Here is a 20,273-nt window from a genome sequence, read left to right as displayed (position 1 = left end):
ATCTATCGGACGCAAAAGGCCCAACCCTGTGAACACCAAAACTCCCACGCGAGAGACAACAAGTGAGCGTGCTCAAAAACTTGATGATTTTCTGGCCCAAAGCCCTTGGTCTGGTGCTCTGTCCACAGCTTTGGCAGGAGATGCTTCGAGAAGGCGCTACCATAGGCTCACCGACTACACCGGGCGCACCGCAATCCTGATGGATGCACCGCCGGACGCAGGCGAAGATGTTCGACCTTTCCTGAAAGTCGCCGCATATCTACGTAAATCGGGCCTTTCCGCGCCAGAAATCTACGCGGCGGATGAAACACAGGGCTTTCTGATTCTCGAAGATTTCGGCCTCACGCTTTATGATCAGGTGTGCTTGCAACATCCCGAAAGCGAACCCGAACTGTATGATGCCGCTGTAGATGTTCTGATCGAATTGCATCGCGCAGAACCAATGCAAGGGCTGGACGACTATGTTCCGCTCATGACGGATCTCGCGACATCCAGTTATCGTTGGTATGCCGAACCTATTCTTAACCACGACATGTCATCTGAACGCGACGAATTGAGTTGCGCGCTCCGGCCATTGATCGACAATCTCCTCCCCGGCCGCGTCACGGTCCTGCGTGACTACCACGCGCAGAACCTCTTGTGGTTGCCCGAACGTAATGGAGCCGCCCGCGTCGGTCTGTTGGATTTCCAAGACGCCATGCTTGGACCGGCGGCCTATGACCTGATCTCCCTGACAACAGACGCCCGCCGCGATGTCTCCGAAGACATCGGAACCCGCTGCATGAACCGGTTTTGTGAAGGGCTGTCGCTTGATCCGGCAGAGTTCGCACGCGAAGCCGCCATCTGTTCCGTTCAACGCAATCTGCGTATCTTGATGATTTTCGGAAGAATGTCGCTGCACTTCGCTCGTCCGCATTATGTCGACCTGATCCCGCGCGTCTGGAGATACCTCCAACGCGATCTCGATCACCCCGATCTCCGACAGGTCGCAAAACTTATTCGCAAAAACTTTCCTGAACCCGACACACTTGCACTCAAGGCGCTCAAAGAAAAATGCGGCACAATCCCGACTCTGCAATGATCTTCTGTGCCGGACGCGGCACACGGATGAAAGCACTCACGGAACACCAACCGAAACCAATGATCAAAGTCGCAGGCCGCCCTCTGGTGGATCACGCCCTTGATCAGCTGGACGGTATTCCCCATCGTGTCGCCAATCTCCACTATCTGCCTGATATGCTCCGTGATCACCTTACATCAGCCGGATTGAAGACTGTTTTCGAGCAAACCTTGCTGGAAACCGGTGGAGGGCTGAAGAACGCTTTGCCGTATTTCAAAAGCAATGCAGTTTTCACGATGAATACCGACGCTGTTTGGAAAGGGCCTCGTGCCGCAGATGTTCTTTCCGCCGCATGGGACGCCGACAAAATGGATGCGCTCTTATTGGTTGTCGCAAAGCCCCGCGCACATGCCCACCTCGGCTCTGGTGATTTTGATCTGGAGACAGACGGACGTCTACGCCGAGGAACATCCTACATTTACACCGGGGCGCAAATCCTCAAAACCGCGCCGGTCTCAGAGATCGAAGAGACGCATTTTTCACTCAACCGCGTCTGGGAAAATTTGTTCGAGCGCGGACGTATCTATGGTGTTGAATACAGCGGACATTGGTGCGACGTCGGTCATCCGGAGGGCATCGCAATCGCCGAAGATATGTTGGAGGATCAGTAATGTTCTCGTCAGACGGAAGCCCTACACTCTTCGGCGTTCCCTGCGGCGCCCATTACCCGTCAGCGGTCAAACGCGGACTTTTAAAACGGCTGGCGTCCATGTCACCCGAAATGGTTGCGCGCACGGAAATCTATGTGAACACCTCGCGCATGAAAAAGGAACTCATGGCGTCGTTCGAAGATGGATCGACCCAATTCCTGCCGAAATTCCGTCTTTTGTCTGATCTCGGAATGGATCATGACTTCATGGACCTGCCCGTTCCGATCAGCGGCCTGCGACGCCGATTGGAACTTGCGCAGCTTGTTTCGCATTTTCTGAAGCAAGAACCTCAATTTGCCACGCGATCCTCTGTTTTCGATCTTTCGGACAGTCTGGCGCTGCTGATGGCAGAAATGCAGGACGAAGGTGTCACGCCGCAAGACATTCAAAACCTGAAAGTGCCCGATGCCTCCGGACACTGGCAAAAGTCTCTGCAATTTCTCTCCATCCTCTTCGGTTTGTTTACCGAGGACTCGACATCGGACCTGAGTCTCGAAGCGCGGATGCGTTTGGTTATTGATCGTCTCGAACGCAAATGGGAAAGCGCGCCGCCGGAGCATCCGGTTTTGGTCGTAGGCTCAACAGGGTCGCGCGGCACAACGGCACGTTTCATGACGCTCGTCGCCAAACAGCCGATGGGAGCCGTCATCCTGCCCGGCGTGGATTTCCATATGTCAGCCGATGTCTGGACACAAATTCGTAGCGAAGACCGTATTTCCGTCGAACATCCGCAAGAGCGCATGGCGCGTCTGGCACAAAACATCGGCATAGACCCCACTCAAATCCAGAGGTGGGACACGGAAACCGAGGAAAACATAGCGCGCAATCGGCTTGTATCGCTTGCCCTGCGCCCCGCGCCCATTACCGACCAATGGATGAAAGAGGGGCCCACATTCGAACAGATCAAACCCGCGACTGAGCAACTAACCCTGATTGAGGCACCGGACACGCGGCTGGAATCCAATGCGATTGCCCTCGTTCTCAGACATGCCGTGCATGAAGGAAAAAAGACGGCTCTCGTCACGCCCGACCGTGATCTCGCCAGACGGGTCACCGCACTTTTGAGCCGCTGGAATATCGTGCCCGACGACAGCGCCGGTATTCCGTTGAGCCAAACACCTCCGGGACGGCTTCTACGCCATGTTGTCGGCCTCATTGGCCGCATCCTGTCTTCCGAAGATCTGCTCGTGTTGTTGAAACATCCGCTATGTGCGCGGGGAGGGCATGACAAGACTTCGGGAGAGGATGACCGCGGCTATCATCTTTTGTGGACCCGCGAGCTAGAGGTCCATCTGCGCCGCAAAGGGATTGCCTTTCCATCACAAGACGACCTTGTGCATTGGGCGATTAAATCCGGCGAAAGCAAGGATGACAAAGAGGCTCGCCTGTCATGGGCGCACTGGGTAGCCGATATATCCGAACAGTTCCAACAGACATCGGACGGTTCCCTGAAAACCCATCTGGATCGGCTTGTTGCGCTGAGTTCGAGACTTGTCAAAGGGCCGGATGCCGGTGACGACAGCGAGCTTTGGGCCCAACATACCGGACGTGAAGCCCGACGTGTCGTAGAGGAGCTATACCGCGAGGCGGACTATGGCGGGTCTATGAGTTCCTTGGAGTTTGGCGATTTGTTCCGCGCCATTCTCGGACGCGGGATTGTGCGTGACCCCTCTCCGAAACATCCTCAGGTCATGATCTGGGGCACGCTTGAAGCCCGTGCGCTTGGGGCTGATCTGGTCATTCTGGGCGGTCTGAACGAAGGCATCTGGCCGCAATCGGTCGGGCAAGACCCGTGGTTCAACCGTGATATGAGACGCAAGGCCGGTCTTTTGTCGCCCGAACAGAACATCGGCCTTTCCGCACATGATTTCCAACAGGCCATTGCCGCCCCCGAGGTGGTTCTCGCCCGTGCCAAACGTGATGCCGAGGCGGAAACGGTTGCTTCGCGCTGGCTTATCCGCCTGACCAACCTGATGTCCGGCATGTCGGATGAAGGACGGCAAGGGTTGGAGGCCATGCGACACCGTGGTGCCGAATGGATCACCCTTGCGGAACATCTGGATCGACCCGATTTCACCTTGCCCTCCGCGCATCGCCCCAGCCCGAGACCTCCGGTCGCTGCACGGCCTCGTCAGCTTTCCGTCACGCGCATCGAAAACCTGATCCGCGACCCCTATGAAATCTATGCGAGCCGCGTGTTGCGTTTGAACAAACTGGACCCACTCAGCCGCGAACCGGACGTGCGCGAAAGAGGGACGGCACTCCATGCGATTATGGAGACCTATCTGTCGCAAACCGCCGAGGAAGACTATGAAGCCGCTTTGGCGCGGTTCCTGAATGTGGCCGAAGAGGTTCTGGAACACGAGGTTTCCTGGCCGTCCGCACGTCGGGTCTGGCTTGGTCGTGTGCGGCGGATCGCGGCCAGACTTGTCAAACGGGAGCGGGAAAGGTTTGCCCTCGGCACGCCGGTCGGGATCGAAGCAAAGGGTGCAATGCATCTGCATGAAGTCGACTTTTCCCTGACCTGCAAGGCCGACCGCATTGATCGTAAGGAAGACGACAGTTTCGTCATTTACGATTACAAATCCGGCACGCCTCCGACAGAAAAGCAAACCAAGATCTTCAACGTCCAGCTTCACCTCGAAGCGGCGATGATGGAAGAAGGCGGATTTGAAACGGTTCCGATAGGGAAAGTGTCTGAAGTGGCTTACCTTGGCTTGGACAACAAGCTGACGGAAACGGTGTTGCCGCTTGATCCGGGCGATGTGGCCGAAGTGAAAAAGAAACTGGTGCAGTTGATACGGTCCTATGACGACCCTGCGCTTGGCTATACGGCACGTCGCATGATGAAAACCGTTCGCTATGAGACCAATTTCGAACATCTGTCGAGATACGGGGAATGGTCCGACGCCGACACGCCCGTGCCGGAGGATTTGGAATGACCACGATGAACGAAGCAACCCGTCGTCAGATCATGGCCGCGCGTCCGGATATGTCCACATGGGTGTCCGCCAACGCCGGTTCGGGCAAAACCAAGGTTTTGACGGACCGTGTAGCCCGTCTTTTGCTGGATGGAACGCCCCCGCAGCATATTCTGTGTCTGACCTATACAAAGGCTGCCGCCGCAGAGATGCAGAACCGTTTGTTCAAACGGCTTGGTGATTGGGCCATGCTGCCCGATCCGGAGCTGGTCAAAGAGCTTACAGCCCTCGCGCCGGAAAAATCTCTGGATAGCGAGACATTGCGACACGCCCGCACGCTCTTTGCCCGCGCAATCGAGACGCCCGGTGGATTGAAAATCCAGACCATTCACTCGTTTTGTAGTGCCTTGCTGCGGCGTTTTCCGCTGGAAGCGGGGGTTTCGCCGCAATTCAAGGAAATGGATGATCGCCAGTCCCGCCGGATGGTCTCCGAAATTATCGAAGATATTGCCCTTGGTCCGAAATGTGATGTGATCGACGATGTCGCGCTCTATGTCAGTGATCTCGACCTGACGGATTTGGCCCTCAGCATTGTCAGCAAACGCGACCAGTTTTTCCCGCCCCGCCAAAAGGAAGACATATGGTCATGGTTCAACCTTCCCGCCGGATATGACGAAACCAGACTGTTGAAAGATGTCTTTCTGGGCGACGAAAAAGACATGCTTCTTGCATGCGCCACATTGATGGAAGCCTCCAGCGCCTCTGACCAGAAAACCGCCGCTCTTTTCCGTCACTGGGCTGGATTAGAGCCTGATTTGTCCCTTGTGGAAAATCTGTGTGACAAGCTGTTGGCAAAAGAAACGGCTAAAACCAATCCTCTGCAATCCAAATTCTATGCGCAGCACTCCAGCCTTCCGACGCGCAAACTCATAGATGCCCATCCGGGCGCGTTCGATCATCTCGAAGCCTTCATGAAACGTGTGGAAGCTGCGCGGCCTCATCTCTTCGGGCTCAAAGATGCGCGCAAGACCCTCGCTCTGCACCGCTTTGCTCAGGAACTTCTGCCGCCCTATATGGAGCGCAAAGCCGAGCTAGGCCTGTTGGATTTTGACGACATGATCCGCCGCGCGCGTGATCTTTTGTCGATCTCCAACGTGTCTCAATGGGTACTTTACCGTCTGGATGGCGGGATTGACCACATCCTTGTCGATGAAGCGCAAGATACCAGCCCCGATCAGTGGCGCGTTGTTCAGCTTCTGGCCGGTGAGTTTACCGCGGGCGAGGGGGCACGTGCCGATGTGACCCGCACGATCTTTGTCGTGGGCGATCACAAACAGTCGATCTATTCGTTCCAAGGCGCCGCTCCCGAAGCCTTTGACCAAATGAAAGAGCATTTCGGAGAGCGTTTGAAAGCGGTCGGGCAACCCCTGCAAGACCTGTCCTTGCAATATTCCTTCCGCTCTTCTCCGGCCATTCTGACTGCAACCGACACAGTTTTTGCCGCAATCGGCGGGGAAGGGGTCGGGGGCATTCCCGAACATATCGCCTTTTTCGATGACATCCCCGGTCGCGTTGACCTGTGGTCTCTGGAGACGCCGGAAGACCTGTCAAAAGAGGAAAAAGAAGAGCGGGAGAAAGAGGCAAGCCGCTGGGAAGAGCCGCTTGACGTGATCCATCCCGAAGAGCCCAATCCCCGACTGGCCAAACGGATCGCCAATTTTGTGGCCGAACAGCTTGAGCATGGCTCCCTTCCGGACAAGAACGGAAAGGGGCGGAAGATCGAGGCAGGCGACATTCTGATCCTCGTTCAGCGCCGTTCCCCCTTGTTCCGGCTTATTCTGAAAGAGCTCAAATCCCACCCCGCCAGAATTCCCGTTGCCGGTGCCGACCGCATGACGCTCAATGACGAGATGGCGGTTAAAGACCTGCGGTCCCTTCTGGCGTTTTTGTCACTGCAGGACGACGATCTGGCACTGGCTGAAACCTTGAAATCTCCGCTGTTCAATTGGTCGGAACGCGATCTGTATCAACTCGCCCATGGTCGCACCACCATCACCCTTTGGCGTGCGCTCTATGAACGGCGCAAGGAATGGCCCGAAACTTTCGAGGTTCTCGAAGACCTGCGCCAGACCGCCGATTTTCTGCGTCCTTATGACCTGATCGAGCGTGTGTTGATCCGTCATGACGGGCGGCGCAAATTCATCGCACGCCTTGGCAAAGAGGCGGAAGACGGGCTTGATGCGCTGTTACATCAGGCGCGTAACTATGAGACTACAGAAACCCCCAGCCTGACAGGGTTTATCGCATGGCTGGAATCCCAAACCATTCAGCTCAAGCGTGTTCTGGATGAAAATTCCAACCTTGTGCGTGTGATGACGGCACATGGATCAAAAGGGCTCGAAGCTCCGATCGTGATCCTGCCTGACACTTTGAAAACCCTGCGGGAAACCAAAGATGAATTTGTCTCTCCCGAACCGGATCAAATCGTCTGGAAAGGTGCAGGAGGTCAGCGATCCGACCAGACAAAAGAGACCCTGAACCGGCTCAAAATGGCTGATTTGGAGGAAGACCGGCGCCTGTTATATGTGGCGATGACCCGCGCGGAGAAATGGTTGATTGTCTCCGGTGCGGGGAAGGAAAGTGCGGGCACTTGGTATGATCTTATCAAGACAGGGTTGAACACACTGGAGACCGAGACCCTTGAGCTAGCCGGTGCTCCGGGGCAGCGATACGCATGGGGCGTTTGGCCTGATGCGCTGGAAACCCGCAAAGATGCCGCCTCACAAAATCCTGTTATGCCAGAGTGGTCTCGCACGCCGGCAGGTGTTGTTGCCCAAGACACGAACAGGATCTCCCCCTCGGACCTTGGCGGGGCAAAGGCGCTTTCCGGTGAGGACGCCGCGCTTGATAAAGATGCTGCCATGCGGCGGGGAAGCCAGCTTCACCGTTTGATCGAACTTCTGCCGGATGTCGCTGAAAACCGCCGCGAAGAGGTCGCACGGTTTATTCTGTCAAGCGGGGAGGACGCCGCTCTGGATAGCGAGGTGCCGAGCCTTCTCGAAGAGGCCTTGGGAGTCATCAACCAGACTTACGACTGGGATGTATTCGGCCCGAATTCACTCTCGGAAGTGCCCTATACATCAACTTTAAACGGGCAAACCATTCACGGCATCATTGACCGTTTGATTGTGACGCCGGACAAGGTGCAGATCGTGGATTACAAATCCAACACCGTTATTCCAGAGAGGGTTGAAGATATTCCCGAAGGTCTCCTGCGTCAGCTTGGCGCCTATGCCGCAGCCTGTCAGCGCATCTATCCGGACCGCGATATTGAGGTGGCGCTTCTCTGGACGAAAACCGCAACGCTTTACCCTGTTCCTCTCAATATCGTGATGGCGGCACTGGGTCGCGCCGCCACATCTTGACCCTACACAGTGCACGCCCTACCTTTTCACCAAGTGAAAAACTCAGGAGAAGCCCTATGGCAACCGTCAAAGTCAGCGATGACACATTTAGCACCGAAGTCCTCGAATCCGACATCCCTGTGATTGTCGATTTCTGGGCCGAATGGTGTGGTCCGTGTAAACAGATCGGCCCGTCCCTCGAAGAGCTTTCTGACGAATATGACGGCAAGGTCAAAATCGTCAAAGTGAATGTCGATGAAAACTCGAACTCCGCCGCACAATTCGGTGTGCGCTCCATTCCGGCCTTGTTCATGTTCAAAGGCGGCGAACTTGTTTCCCAAAAAATCGGTGCTGCGCCGAAAGCCGCTCTGGCAAACTGGATCAACGAAGAAGTCTGATTTTCATCAGAAATTCTGAATTAGGGCGCCTCAACGGGCGCCCTTTTTCTTGGCAGAAATTCTGGCGAGGTTGCACCTGTGCCCCATCGCCCTCATATAGATTGCCAAGCGAAAGGATAACCAATGTCGAAAGAAGAGTTTCCCGGATGGCACGGCACAACGATTATCGGCGTGCGCCGTGGTGGCGAAGTTGTCGTGGCCGGTGACGGTCAGGTCAGCCTTGGCCAAACTGTGATCAAGGGCACCGCGCGCAAGGTGCGGCGGCTTTCTCCCGGTGGGCAAGATGTTGTTTGCGGATTTGCCGGATCCACGGCAGATGCCTTTACCCTTCTGGAGCGGCTGGAGACCAAACTCGAAGCCACGCCCGGTCAACTGGCCCGCGCCTGTGTCGAACTGGCAAAAGATTGGCGCACTGACAAATATCTTTCAAAACTCGAAGCTATGTTGATTGTCACAGATGGCGATGCGCTTTTGGTTGTGACCGGTGCAGGCGATGTTCTCGAGCCGGAAAACGACATCGCGGCCATCGGATCGGGCGGGAACTTTGCGCTCGCTGCGGCCCGTGGCCTCATGGAAACCGACAAAGATGCCGAAGCTATCGCGCGCGCGGCTATGAAAATCGCCTCCGACATCTGTGTTTACACCAATGGCAACCTTACGGTTGAGAAGATTAGCAAATGACCGACCTGACCCCCCGCGAAATCGTATCCGAACTGGACCGTTTTATCATTGGCCAGAAGGACGCAAAACGAGCTGTCGCTGTTGCTTTGCGCAACCGCTGGCGGCGTAAACAGTTGCCGGATGATCTGCGCGATGAAGTCTATCCGAAGAACATTCTGATGATCGGACCGACTGGTGTCGGTAAGACGGAAATTTCCCGACGCCTCGCCAAACTCGCCAAAGCACCTTTTATCAAGGTCGAGGCAACGAAATTCACCGAAGTCGGCTATGTTGGTCGCGACGTTGAACAGATTATTCGTGATCTCGCAGATGCCGCGATTTCCCAGACCCGCGAACACATGCGCGAAGATGTCAAAGCCAAGGCCAAAGGTGCCGCCGAAGAGCGTGTTATCGAGGCCATTGCCGGCACAGATGCGCGTGAACAGACCCGCGAGATGTTTCGCAAAAAGCTCCATTCCGGCGAGCTTGATGACACCGTAATTGAGTTGGACGTGCAGGATAGCGCTCCCTCTGTCGGCATGTTCGAAATCCCCGGTCAGCCGCAAATGGGCGGGGCGATGAACCTCGGCGATATTTTCGGCAAGGCTTTTGGCGGGCGGACGGTGAAAAAGAAAATGACCGTTGCGCAGAGCTATGATGTTTTGATCAGTGAAGAAGCTGACAAACTACTGGACGATGAAACCGTCACCCGCGTGGCGCTGGAATCGGTTCAGGAAAACGGGATCGTTTTTCTTGACGAAATTGATAAGGTCTGCGCCCGTCAGGAAGCCCGTGGCGGTGATGTTTCACGTGAAGGAGTCCAGCGCGATCTGTTGCCCCTGATCGAAGGAACAACAGTGTCAACAAAATACGGACCTGTGAAAACCGATCACATCCTCTTCATTGCCTCCGGTGCCTTCCATATTGCGAAACCTTCGGATTTGCTGCCCGAATTGCAGGGCCGTCTGCCGATCCGCGTCGAGTTGCGGGCGTTGGAAGAGGGCGATTTTGTGCGTATTCTCACCGAAACGGACAATGCTCTAACCCTGCAATATACGGCATTGATGGAGACCGAAGAGGTCGAAGTGACCTTCTCGAAAGACGGGATTGCCGCCATTGCCAAACTTGCCGCTGATGTGAACACATCGGTCGAGAATATCGGCGCGCGGCGGCTTTATACGATCATGGAGCGGGTGTTTGAGGAACTGTCTTTTGCGGCTCCTGATACGCCCGGTCAAAAGATCGTCGTTGATGCGGCCTATGTTCATGCCCATGTCGATGAAATGGCCAAGGTTGCGGATGTCAGCCGCTATATGCTCTGATCACTTCTTGCGGCGCAGGTAGACGTAATAGGCACCTGTGCCGCCGTGTTTGAGATGTGCTTCGGAGACTTGAAGCACCGCTTCTCGCAGGGGTGAACTGTGCAGCCAATGGGGCACCTGATGTTTCAGGACGCCCTTGCGCACCGGAATTGGCCCGTCATCCTCCTGATGCTTGCCTTTTCCGGTGATCACCAACACCAGCCTGAAATCCATCGCCCATGAGTTAAGGATAAATCGCGTGAGCGCCGGATGGGCCTGTGCTTGGGTCATGCCATGCAGATCAATCCGCGCTTCCGGCGCGAGTTGCCCTTTGCGCATTTTTCCGAACTTCTTGCGATCCATCCTGAGCGGGGCCTGCGCCAGCTTGTCAGACACAGAGGGTGCAAGGTTATGACCCGTGGGCTGTGCCCGCGCCTTGCGACCTATTTCCAAGTCAAACTCGAAAGGTTCGCGCACAGGCACGCTTGTCGGTTTCGGGAGGTCCGGCTTTTCAGGACGTGCCAAAGGCGCCGGAAAAGAGGAAGGATGCAAAGGCCGTGCCGTTTTTTTCACAGCATTCCACAGATCCTTATCCTCATCACTAAGATGTTTTTTCCGCCTGCTCACCCCTCCGCCCTTTCCTCATAGGCATAGGCAAGCTGGATCGGCAAAAGCACAACCATCCGACCCGGATCACGGATTTTTCCGGCCTGATCGCCCGCGGCATCACCGGTACCAAAGAAGATATCCGCACGTTGAGCCCCTTTGATTGCGGAGCCGGTATCTTGGGCAATCATGAGACGATGAAGCGGGTTTTCGCCCTCTTTCTCGATCCAGACAGGTGCGCCCAAAGGCACAAACTTCGGATCCACGGCGATCGAACGCATGGTCGTGATCGAACGATGCATCGCGCCAATCGGGCCTTTATCCGCAGGCAGTTTCGGCAATTCGCGGAAGAACACATAGGACGGATTGAAGTTCAAAAGCGCTTCACCCTCGACCGGATGGCGGCGCACCCAGTTCTGGATGACCTTGGCGGAGACCTGATGGGCCTCATACACGCCTCGACGGATCAATTCCTTGCCAATAGAACGATAATTGCGCCCATTGTGACCGGCATAACCGATCCGGATAACAGAGCCGTTTTCCAGACGAATACGCCCTGATCCCTGAACCTGAAGGAAAAACAGTTCAACCGGATCATCCACCCACGCAATTTCCAGACCACGCCCCGCAAGAGCGCCTTCGGAAATGTCCTGTCGTGCCAGATAGGGCGCACCGGACACCACATCCGGCGGCATACGATAGACCGGATAGCGATAGCGCCCCGTCTGATGACGGGAGCCGCGCAATTCCGGCTCGAAATAACCTGTGAACAGCGGATCATTGCCATCCTCGATCAGAACCGGACGAAACAGCAGCTCGAAAAAACCGCGCGCATCAGTGGTGCTCTGCGCAAAGGCGCAAATCTGCGGCCATTCCGGTCCGTCAATCAGGGAACAGGTCTCTCGGAAGACGGAAAGAGCCGCAGCGTGATCGTCTGCGGCCCATTCGGGGAGGTCATCAAAGGAAAGAACGCGCACCATCAGATCATCCGAAGATGCCGCCGGCGTCGCCCAAGCCAGCAAGGCTGCAAAGCCTGCACTCGCCAGCTTTCTCCACATCAGGCACCAGTCGCGACAAGCTGCCAGTTCGGATCATCACTGCCCAGATGGCGGGCAAAGGTCCAAATATCTTTCTGGCGGTTGATGGCTTTGGGATCGCCCTCGACGATATCCCCGTCGGCATTGCGCACGACAGAGGTGATTTCACCGACGAAGCGGATTTTGATCTCGGCTTCTTCGGTGGCCCGATCCAGATCGGCGTCGATGATCTGAAGTTCACGCAAACCGATAAACTGGCTCTCGATGGTGAGACCCTTGGCCTGACGTTCTGCGACAACTTCGGAGAAGGCTTCGAACACATCCTCTGAGAGGAACGGCTTGATGCTGTCCAGATCGTCATGCTCGAAGGCCATCAGGATCATCTCATAGGCACCGCGTGCACCGGAGAGAAAGTCGCTGACACTGAAACTCGGATCGATACGTTTGATCGCCGCGAGATTGTCCGCTGTGCGGCTTCCGGCCTCAACATTGTCGATGATGTCATGATCCACACCACCTTCGATGACTTCGAAATCCCGTTTCACTTTCGTGGCCTCTTCGGCACCGGGGAATTCAGCGCGTGGCTTTTCAAACCCTTCGCGCGTTCCGAGAACGCTGCGCAGGCGCAGGATCAGAAAAATGGCAATGCCCGCAAGGACAAGAATTGAAAGAAGGGAATTCCCCATCGGCGATTGATCTCCGTGCAACGTGGCAAAATCTGTCTACCGACCTTATGTAGGTGACGGACCCCGCTAAGTCTACCTGCGGGAGAGAGATAAGAAAGGACTTCTCATGTGGCTTTTCGCCCTTTTCGTCGCCATTCCGATCATCGAGATCGCTCTGTTCATACAGGTGGGAGGTCTGATCGGCCTGTGGCCGACGCTTTTGATCGTCATTGTGACCGCCATTCTGGGCACCGCTTTGGTGCGCCAACAGGGGGCTTTGGCCATGTCACAACTGCGTCAGTCCTTTGCCGAACTCAACGATCCTTCCGAACCTTTGGCACATGGGGCCATGATCCTGTTGTCTGGCGCACTTCTGCTTACACCGGGATTTTTCACGGATACATTGGGGTTTCTTCTTCTGATTCCGGGTTTTCGCGCTCTGGTACTGAAAGAATTGCGTAAAAGAGTTAAGGTTCAAAGCTTTACCATGGGTCAGCAAACCACCCGACAAAGCGCCGATCCGTTTCGCTCCCCCTCACAAAACCCGAATATCATCGACGGTGAGTGGGAAGAGGTGGATGAAAACACGACCAAACAAGGACCATCAGGCTGGACTCGCCATTGAGAGGCTTAGATCAACCTGATACAAAACCGCGAACGTTATATTTTTGAGGACAGACAAGATGGCCGAAAACGGCACCACCGCTCCGAAACCCGAGGCAGCCGCCCAGCCGAACCCCGTCAAAATGCAAATTCTGGGTCAGTTCATCCGCGATATGTCTTTTGAGAATATTCTCGCTCAAAAGTCGCTCAAAGTCGAAGGTCGCCCCGCGATTTCCGTTCAGGTCGCTCTGGACGCAAAAAAACGCGAAGAAGAAAACCAGTTTGAAGTCGCCACAAAGGTGAAAGTCGAATCCAAAACCGAATCCGGTGATGCGACGCTTTTCATTCTGGAACTGGATTATGCCGGTGTTTTCCACATCGAAAACGTGCCGGACGAGCAAATGCATCCGTTCCTGATGATCGAATGCCCGCGGATGCTCTTCCCGTTCCTGCGTCGTGTGGTCAATGATGTGACCCGTGACGGTGGCTTCCCGCCGCTGAACCTCGACAACATCGATTTTGTCCAGCTTTACCGTCAGGACATGGCACGCCGCGCAGAAGCCCAGAAGGCCGCTGCGACACCGAACTAAGGTTCAGTCGAACTTGTTCCAAATCGGGTCGTCGCCCAGCTCTTTGATAAAAGAGGCGTGGGCGGCGGCTTCTTCCTCTGTAATGCGCGGCGGAAGAGGGGTAGGGCGGCGCGTCGGGCGCCAGTTGTCTTCGGCCTCCCGTGCAGCCGCATTTTTCTTTTTCTTCGAAACCGGTGCAAGCACGAGATCGGGCTGACGTCCGCCGATCAGCTCAAGATAGACTTCAGCCAGAATTTCGGAGTCGAGCAAAGCCCCGTGCAGCGTCCGCGACGAGTTATCAATCCCGAAACGACGACACAGCGCATCCAGAGTGGCCGGAGAGCCTGGAAACTTTTTGCGGGCAATCATCAGCGTATCAATCGCCCGTTCATAAGGAATTTCCGGCAGGCCGATCCATTTCAACTCGGCGTTAAGAAATTTCATGTCAAAGCTGGCGTTGTGGATCACGAGCTTTGAATCATTGCCGATAAAATCGAGGAAATCCTGCCCAACCGCTTTGAAAAACGGTTTATCCGAGAGAATGACTTCTCCCTCTTTCGGCGGGCGCGGAGGTTGCAACAGGTCTGGTCCGATCCCGTGCACACCAAAGGCCTCGTCCGGCATGTGGCGATCCGGATGGATATATTGGTGATAGGTGCTGCCCGATGGCATGTGATTGATAAGTTCGATCGCCCCGATTTCAACGAGACGGTCCCCGCTGAACGGATCAAAACCAGTGGTTTCAGTATCGAGCACGATTTCACGCATCGGCGATTTGCCTCCTCAGGGTTGCGACTATGTTTTGCACCTGAGATTTGGCGGCTTCAAGGCTTGTTGTTTCAATCACGAAATCAGCACGGGCACGTTTTTCTGCATCCGGTACCTGTTTGGCCAGAATCGTCTCGAAATGCGCCTCCGTCATCCCCGCGCGGGCCAAAACACGTTTTCTTTGGGTTTCCGCGTCAACCGAGACAACGACCACAGCATCGACGGAGCGCTCTGCCCCTGTTTCGAAAAGCAGGGGAATATCAACAAGGACAATCTCCGCATCCGTGGTTTCTATGAATTTCTTCCGATCCTCGGAAACCAGAGGATGAACAATCTCCTCGATTTTTTTTAATGCTGCGGGCGTTTCGGAAATGATCTCTTTGAGCCGGTCTTTCGATACTTTTCCAGAACGCACAGCATCGGGAAATGCCTCGGCCATTGGCGCAACTGCTGCGCCGCCAAGGTCATAGAGCCGCGCCACGGCTGCATCAGCATCCCAAACGGGGATACCCGCCTCGGAAAACATCTTTGCCGTGGTGCTTTTTCCCATGCCGATAGAGCCGGTAAGACCGATAATGAAGGGCTTTTTCATGCGGAAAGAATGAACTGGCGGGTGGCGTCATCGACTTCGGGCCGTTTACCAAACCACCGCTCGAACCCCGGAGCCGCCTGATAAAGCAACATGCCCAGCCCATCGACCGTCTGGCAGCCCTTTTCCGCCGCGCGTGTGAGAAAGCTGGTTCTCAGGGGCGTGTAAACAAGGTCGGTCACCACAGCGTCAGAACCGAGATGATCCAAAGAGACCTTCAACTCCGGCTGTCCATGCATCCCGAGCGACGTCGTATTCACAACAGTGCGCGCACCTTTGAGCATATCTCCCGCGTGAACCCATTCAACGACAGATATTTTTGCGCCAAACTCGTCCTTGAGCGCATCTGCGCGGGCGCGTGTGCGGTTCGACAGACGGATTTCCGGCACCCCGACCTCCAACAAGGAAGCAATCACCGCACGCGATGCACCTCCCGCACCCAAAACCGCCGCAGGGCCGGCCTCAGGCTTCCAGTCAGCATTACAGCGCAGGTTTTCCACAAATCCGAAACCATCGGTATTATCAGCGTGCAGCTTTCCATCAGACCGGAAAATCAGCGTATTCGCCGCCCCGATCAAAGCCGCACGATCGGTCACAATATCCGCCAGCCCCAGCACGGTTTCCTTATGCGGGATCGTAACATTCGCACCGACAAACCCCATCTTGGGCATCATGCGAAGGACCTCTTCCAAGTCCATCTGTTCAACGTGAAGCGGAACATAATGGCCCGCAATCCCGTACCGGCTCAACCAATAGCCATGAAGAAGCGGCGATTTACTATGCGCAATCGGCGCACCGATCACGCCTGCCAACAAAATCTTGTCACTCATGATGCAATTACCCCCCGTTCGGAAAGATAGGCCAAAAGCGGCAACAAGGGCAAACCCAGTACTGTAAAGTAATCGCCGTCAATCCGCGAAAAAAGCCGCACGCCTTCGGATTCCAACATATAAGAGCCGACACAATGGCGTATCTGCTCCCAATTCCGCGCGAGATAATCCTCAAGATAGGCATCGCTGAACCGGTTCATTTCAAGGCGAACCTCCCCGACATGCCGCCATTTCGGCTCCCCGTTCTCGTAAATTACTGCCGCAGACAGAAGCTTGTGCCGTTCGCCGCGCATCTCTTTGAGCTGCGCCCGCGCCTCATCCACAGTTTTGGGTTTAGAAAGAAGCTGGCCCTTAAAAGACAAGGTCTGATCGCAGCCGATCACCATTGCATCAAGGTTTTTCAAAGACACCTTGCGCGCTTTGCCCTCGGCTAAGGCATCGGCAATGTCCCGAGGCGATGCACCTTCACCAAGAAGAGCATCTTTTACGGATTCTTCATCAATTCGACCGATACTGACATCAAAGGAAACGCCCGCATTGCGCAAAAGCGTCTGCCGGATCTCCGATCCCGACGCCAGAATGAGTTTTTCGGAGGTGTTCATAGATCTGTTGAAAACTCCTGTGTGAACCAGAGGACCAAAGGGCCTGTTTCTCGTCTCATACCGTTGCGGGGGATAAACAGGAAGTTCTGATGGTCTTCCAAGGCATCTTATCACTGGGGGTAAGAGATTTTGCCTGTGAGCGGAAAACCCGTGCCCTCCCGAATTCTGTAAGTTTCATCCTCTACACCAGATACTCAAACATTTGTTCTGTAAATGAAAATATGAATTATCCAGAGATGTGGATAAGAAGTAAGAAGTTTTTAACAACATGCAAAACTCTGTGTAAAACTCATTAATCCAGATTATCCACAGGCCCTACTAAATCATCATCCTTTTCTTTTTCTTTTATTATTTTATTTAGGAGGAAACGAAGGGACACGAAATGAGTGACATTCTCGCGAGTATTTATCCTTGGACCAAATCCATGCATGTCATTTCCGTCATTGCATGGATGGCCGGTATTTTCTATTTGCCCCGCCTCTATGTGCGTCACACTGAAAGCGTCACTGCAGGATCGGAAACCGACCTTCTCTTTCAGGACATGGAAAAAAAACTGCTGAAGATGATTATGAATCCGGCCATGATCTCAAGCTGGATCTTCGGTCTCTGTCTGGTCTTTACGCCGGGCATCGTCGACTGGAGCGCCGGTTGGTCATGGATCAAGGCCGGAAGTGTGCTTGGAATGACGTGGTTTCATATGTGGTGCGCTGCGCGGAGAAAGGATTTTGTCAGCGCAACAAATACGCGCACAGGGCGTCACTACCGCATGATGAACGAGCTTCCGACGCTTTTGATGATTTTCATCGTTGTGATGATTATTGCCAAGCCATTCTGAGAAAGATTGACTTAATCCCGATCTGTTTCTATCAATGCGCAAACCCTAGCCGTCCGGCCAAGGGATTCTCCGGTATGACTTGACTGAAAGACCCGCGTAAAACGCCGGTCCATATGGATTTTTTATGAGCGACAACACTCTGAATCTGGCTGATCTTAAAGCCAAGAGCCCCAAAGACCTTCTGGCAATGGCAGAAGAGCTGGAAATCGAAAACGCCTCGACCATGCGTAAAGGCGAGATGATGTTTTCGATTCTCAAGGAACGCGCCGAGGATGAATGGATCATTTCCGGCGATGGCGTTCTTGAGGTGCTTCAGGACGGATTCGGGTTCCTGCGCTCTCCCGAGGCCAACTATCTTCCGGGCCCTGACGATATTTACGTTTCTCCCGAAGTCATTCGCCAGCATGGTTTGCGCACCGGTGACACGGTTGAGGGGGTGATGCAGGCGCCGGACGAGAACGAGCGCTATTTTGCGATCACCAAAGTCACCTTGATCAACTTTGAGGCGCCTGAAAAGGCCCGCCACAAGATCAACTTTGATAACCTGACGCCGCTTTATCCCGATGAACGGCTGAAAATGGAGATCGAAGATCCCACCATCAAGGATCGTTCTGCGCGGATCATTGACCTCGTATCTCCGATCGGGAAAGGCCAGCGGGCCTTGATCGTTGCTCCGCCGCGGACGGGTAAAACCGTTCTGCTGCAAAACATCGCCAATTCTATCGAGACGAACCATCCGGAGTGCTACCTCATCGTTCTGCTGATCGATGAGCGCCCCGAAGAGGTGACGGACATGCAGCGGAGCGTGAAAGGGGAGGTTGTGTCCTCAACCTTTGATGAACCGGCACAACGCCACGTCGCCGTCTCCGAAATGGTCATTGAGAAGGCCAAGCGTCTGGTTGAGCACAAGCGTGACGTGGTCATCCTGCTCGACTCCATCACCCGCCTTGGCCGCGCCTTCAACACGGTTGTCCCGTCCTCTGGTAAGGTTCTGACCGGTGGTGTGGATGCTAACGCGCTGCAACGCCCCAAGCGCTTCTTTGGTGCCGCACGGAACATCGAGGAAGGCGGCTCCCTGACCATTATCGCCACTGCCCTGATCGACACGGGTTCGCGGATGGACGAGGTCATCTTTGAGGAATTCAAAGGGACGGGTAACTCGGAAATCGTTCTGGATCGCAAGGTCGCTGACAAACGCGTCTTCCCGGCTATGGACATCCTCAAATCCGGCACGCGGAAAGAAGAGCTTCTGGTGGATTCCAAAGACCTTCAGAAAACCTATGTGCTGCGCCGTATTCTGAACCCGATGGGCACCACAGATGCGATCGAGTTCCTGATTTCCAAGTTGAAACAGACCAAATCCAACGCTGAATTCTTCGATTCGATGAACGCTTAATATTAAAGGATATCAATAGGTTACGCCTATGGATACGATATATGCCTTGGCAACGGCCCGCGGTAAGGCGGGCGTCGCAGTGGTCCGGATTTCCGGGCCGCTTGCGTTTTTGGCCGTTGAAAAACTGGCCGGAGATGTGCCGTCTCCGCGCCGGACAGCGTTGCGCGTTTTGAAAAATTCCGAGGGAATCGTTCTCGACGAAGCCTTGGTTATCTGTTTTGAAAAAGGCGCGTCTTTTACCGGAGAAGAAAGCGCGGAGCTTCAGCTTCATGGTTCTGTCGCCATCATCAATGCTGTGCTTCAATCCCTTTCGGAGATAGAGGGGCTACGCCTCGCAGAAGCGGGGGAATTTACCCGTCGCGCTTTGGAAAACGAACGTCTTGATCTGGCGCAGGTCGAAGGTCTTGCTGATCTCATCGAAGCGGAAACAGAGGCGCAACGGCGTCAGGCGCTAAAGGTGTTTTCCGGCGCACTTGGAGATAAGGCGGAACGCTGGCGCTCATCTTTGTTGCGCGCTGCGGCATTGATCGAAGCGACCATCGATTTTGCCGATGAAGAAGTTCCCACAGACGTTTCACCGGAAGTCCTTGATCTGATCTCTCGAACGATGACGGAACTGGAGGCGGAAATCGCCGGCTCGAAAATGGCTGAACGGATTCGCGATGGTTTTGAAGTCGCGATTGTCGGGCCACCGAATGCAGGAAAGTCTACACTCCTCAATGCGCTTGCAGGGCGGGAGGCCGCGATCACGTCCGAATTTGCCGGAACAACCCGCGATATTATCGAGGTCCGGATGGACTTGAAGGGGTTGCCAGTCACGCTCCTTGATACGGCGGGGCTGCGCGAGACATCTGATGTGGTCGAGGCAATCGGCATCGACCGCGCACGCAATCGCGCAGCACAGGCCGACCTGCGTGTGATTCTTCTTCCTTCAGAGGGGGCGGACCCGGAAATGCCGCCGCAAGAGGGTGATCTTGTTCTGGTCGGCAAAGATGATCAGGGAGCGCTGTCCAATTCCGTTTCCGGAAAAACCGGTCACGGAATTGACGCGATGGTTTCCCATATTGCGCTAACGCTCTCCGAACGCGCTTCCGATGCGTCAACAGCAATTCGTGAACGGCACCGTATTGCAATTCAGGACGCACTGGTCTCTATGGAATCAGCGCGAAATGAGGTATTGATTGGCGCAGATCGTGCGGAGCTCGCTGCCGAAGAGTTGCGGCGCGCGGTCTATGCGCTGAATTGCCTTGTCGGGCGGATTGATGTCGAGAACATTCTCGGGGAAATCTTCTCCAGTTTTTGCATCGGTAAATGAATAA

At 54.8% G+C, this 20,273-nt stretch carries 19 protein-coding genes; 12 read left to right on the top strand and 7 right to left on the bottom strand.

Going from position 1 to position 20,273, the window contains the following annotated elements:
• Nucleotides 1-28: 28 nt before the first annotated feature.
• The 7 genes from BM152_RS10825 to hslU all read left to right on the top strand — a co-directional run bounded on the left by BM152_RS10825 (nucleotide 29) and on the right by hslU (nucleotide 10,475).
• Nucleotides 29-1,081 carry an aminoglycoside phosphotransferase family protein gene (locus BM152_RS10825; protein WP_066601003.1) on the top strand — a complete coding sequence of 351 codons (1,053 nt, stop codon included), beginning with the start codon at nucleotides 29-31 and terminating at the stop codon, nucleotides 1,079-1,081.
• Nucleotides 1,054-1,731 (top strand): nucleotidyltransferase family protein, encoded by a 678-nt coding sequence (locus tag BM152_RS10820; protein WP_066601001.1) that lies wholly within the window; start codon nucleotides 1,054-1,056, stop codon nucleotides 1,729-1,731. The genes BM152_RS10825 and BM152_RS10820 overlap by 28 nt, the downstream gene beginning before the upstream one ends.
• A complete protein-coding gene (gene addB, locus BM152_RS10815; protein WP_074914206.1) occupies nucleotides 1,731-4,712 on the top strand; it encodes a double-strand break repair protein AddB in 2,982 nt (993 codons plus the stop codon). Before BM152_RS10820 ends, addB begins: the two co-directional genes overlap by 1 nt.
• On the top strand, nucleotides 4,709-8,116 hold the full coding sequence (gene addA, locus BM152_RS10810; RefSeq protein ID WP_066600995.1) for a double-strand break repair helicase AddA: 3,408 nt from the start codon (nucleotides 4,709-4,711) through the stop codon (nucleotides 8,114-8,116). Before addB ends, addA begins: the two co-directional genes overlap by 4 nt.
• Before the next feature lie 56 nt (nucleotides 8,117-8,172).
• On the top strand, nucleotides 8,173-8,493 hold the full coding sequence (gene trxA, locus BM152_RS10805; RefSeq protein WP_066600994.1) for a thioredoxin: 321 nt from the start codon (nucleotides 8,173-8,175) through the stop codon (nucleotides 8,491-8,493).
• 123 nt (nucleotides 8,494-8,616) lie between these two features.
• Nucleotides 8,617-9,174, top strand: coding sequence for an ATP-dependent protease subunit HslV (gene hslV, locus BM152_RS10800; RefSeq protein ID WP_066600992.1), 558 nt, complete (start codon nucleotides 8,617-8,619; stop codon nucleotides 9,172-9,174).
• A complete protein-coding gene (gene hslU / locus BM152_RS10795) occupies nucleotides 9,171-10,475 on the top strand; it encodes an ATP-dependent protease ATPase subunit HslU (protein ID WP_066600990.1) in 1,305 nt (434 codons plus the stop codon). Before hslV ends, hslU begins: the two co-directional genes overlap by 4 nt.
• On the opposite strand, the gene BM152_RS10790 is transcribed toward hslU, so the two are convergent.
• The 3 genes from BM152_RS10790 to BM152_RS10780 are packed head-to-tail and all read right to left on the bottom strand — an operon-like array spanning nucleotide 10,476 to nucleotide 12,783.
• On the bottom strand, nucleotides 10,476-11,027 hold the full coding sequence (locus BM152_RS10790; protein WP_231730484.1) for a Smr/MutS family protein: 552 nt from the start codon (nucleotides 11,025-11,027) through the stop codon (nucleotides 10,476-10,478). It lies immediately after the preceding gene.
• Between the two features lie 50 nt (nucleotides 11,028-11,077).
• Nucleotides 11,078-12,118, bottom strand: a complete 1,041-nt coding sequence (gene mltA / locus BM152_RS10785; protein WP_066600987.1) for a murein transglycosylase A — start codon at nucleotides 12,116-12,118, stop codon at nucleotides 11,078-11,080.
• Complete coding sequence (locus BM152_RS10780) at nucleotides 12,118-12,783, bottom strand: Tim44/TimA family putative adaptor protein (protein WP_066600984.1); 666 nt, start codon at nucleotides 12,781-12,783, stop codon at nucleotides 12,118-12,120. The genes mltA and BM152_RS10780 overlap by 1 nt, the downstream gene beginning before the upstream one ends.
• Nucleotides 12,784-12,889: 106 nt before the next feature.
• Here BM152_RS10780 and BM152_RS10775 point away from each other — a divergent pair, with 106 nt between their 5' ends.
• Both BM152_RS10775 and secB read left to right on the top strand, forming a co-directional pair.
• Nucleotides 12,890-13,387, top strand: a complete 498-nt coding sequence (locus BM152_RS10775) for an FxsA family protein (RefSeq protein ID WP_066600982.1) — start codon at nucleotides 12,890-12,892, stop codon at nucleotides 13,385-13,387.
• Between the two features lie 58 nt (nucleotides 13,388-13,445).
• Nucleotides 13,446-13,955 (top strand): protein-export chaperone SecB, encoded by a 510-nt coding sequence (secB, locus tag BM152_RS10770; RefSeq protein ID WP_066600980.1) that lies wholly within the window; start codon nucleotides 13,446-13,448, stop codon nucleotides 13,953-13,955.
• A 3-nt stretch (nucleotides 13,956-13,958) separates the two neighbouring features.
• On the opposite strand, the gene dnaQ is transcribed toward secB, so the two are convergent.
• From dnaQ to BM152_RS10750, 4 genes are read right to left on the bottom strand one after another with little or no spacing between them, the layout of a single operon-like run.
• The gene (gene dnaQ, locus BM152_RS10765; RefSeq protein ID WP_066600979.1) at nucleotides 13,959-14,702 is read right to left on the bottom strand and encodes a DNA polymerase III subunit epsilon; all 744 of its coding nucleotides are present in this window, start codon (nucleotides 14,700-14,702) and stop codon (nucleotides 13,959-13,961) included.
• Nucleotides 14,695-15,294, bottom strand: a complete 600-nt coding sequence (gene coaE / locus BM152_RS10760) for a dephospho-CoA kinase (RefSeq protein WP_066600977.1) — start codon at nucleotides 15,292-15,294, stop codon at nucleotides 14,695-14,697. Before coaE ends, dnaQ begins: the two co-directional genes overlap by 8 nt.
• Complete coding sequence (locus BM152_RS10755) at nucleotides 15,291-16,121, bottom strand: shikimate dehydrogenase (protein WP_066600975.1); 831 nt, start codon at nucleotides 16,119-16,121, stop codon at nucleotides 15,291-15,293. Before BM152_RS10755 ends, coaE begins: the two co-directional genes overlap by 4 nt.
• Complete coding sequence (locus BM152_RS10750; protein ID WP_066600974.1) at nucleotides 16,118-16,723, bottom strand: Maf family protein; 606 nt, start codon at nucleotides 16,721-16,723, stop codon at nucleotides 16,118-16,120. The genes BM152_RS10755 and BM152_RS10750 overlap by 4 nt, the downstream gene beginning before the upstream one ends.
• 382 nt (nucleotides 16,724-17,105) lie before the next feature.
• Between BM152_RS10750 and hemJ the strand changes: the two genes are divergently transcribed.
• From hemJ to mnmE, 3 genes are all read left to right on the top strand, one after another.
• Entirely contained in the window at nucleotides 17,106-17,558 is a 453-nt protein-coding gene (gene hemJ / locus BM152_RS10745; RefSeq protein WP_066600967.1) for a protoporphyrinogen oxidase HemJ, read from the top strand.
• 124 nt (nucleotides 17,559-17,682) lie between these two features.
• Entirely contained in the window at nucleotides 17,683-18,954 is a 1,272-nt protein-coding gene (gene rho / locus BM152_RS10740; protein WP_066600965.1) for a transcription termination factor Rho, read from the top strand.
• A 28-nt stretch (nucleotides 18,955-18,982) separates the two neighbouring features.
• Nucleotides 18,983-20,269 (top strand): tRNA uridine-5-carboxymethylaminomethyl(34) synthesis GTPase MnmE, encoded by a 1,287-nt coding sequence (gene mnmE, locus BM152_RS10735; protein WP_066600963.1) that lies wholly within the window; start codon nucleotides 18,983-18,985, stop codon nucleotides 20,267-20,269.
• Nucleotides 20,270-20,273 lie beyond the last annotated feature (4 nt).

This window comes from Celeribacter halophilus, from assembly GCF_900114135.1.
GTDB classification, from domain to species: Bacteria; Pseudomonadota; Alphaproteobacteria; order Rhodobacterales; family Rhodobacteraceae; genus Celeribacter; species Celeribacter halophilus.
Note: the sequence above shows the minus strand (reverse complement) of the source record. Positions and strands in the feature narration are given on the sequence as shown.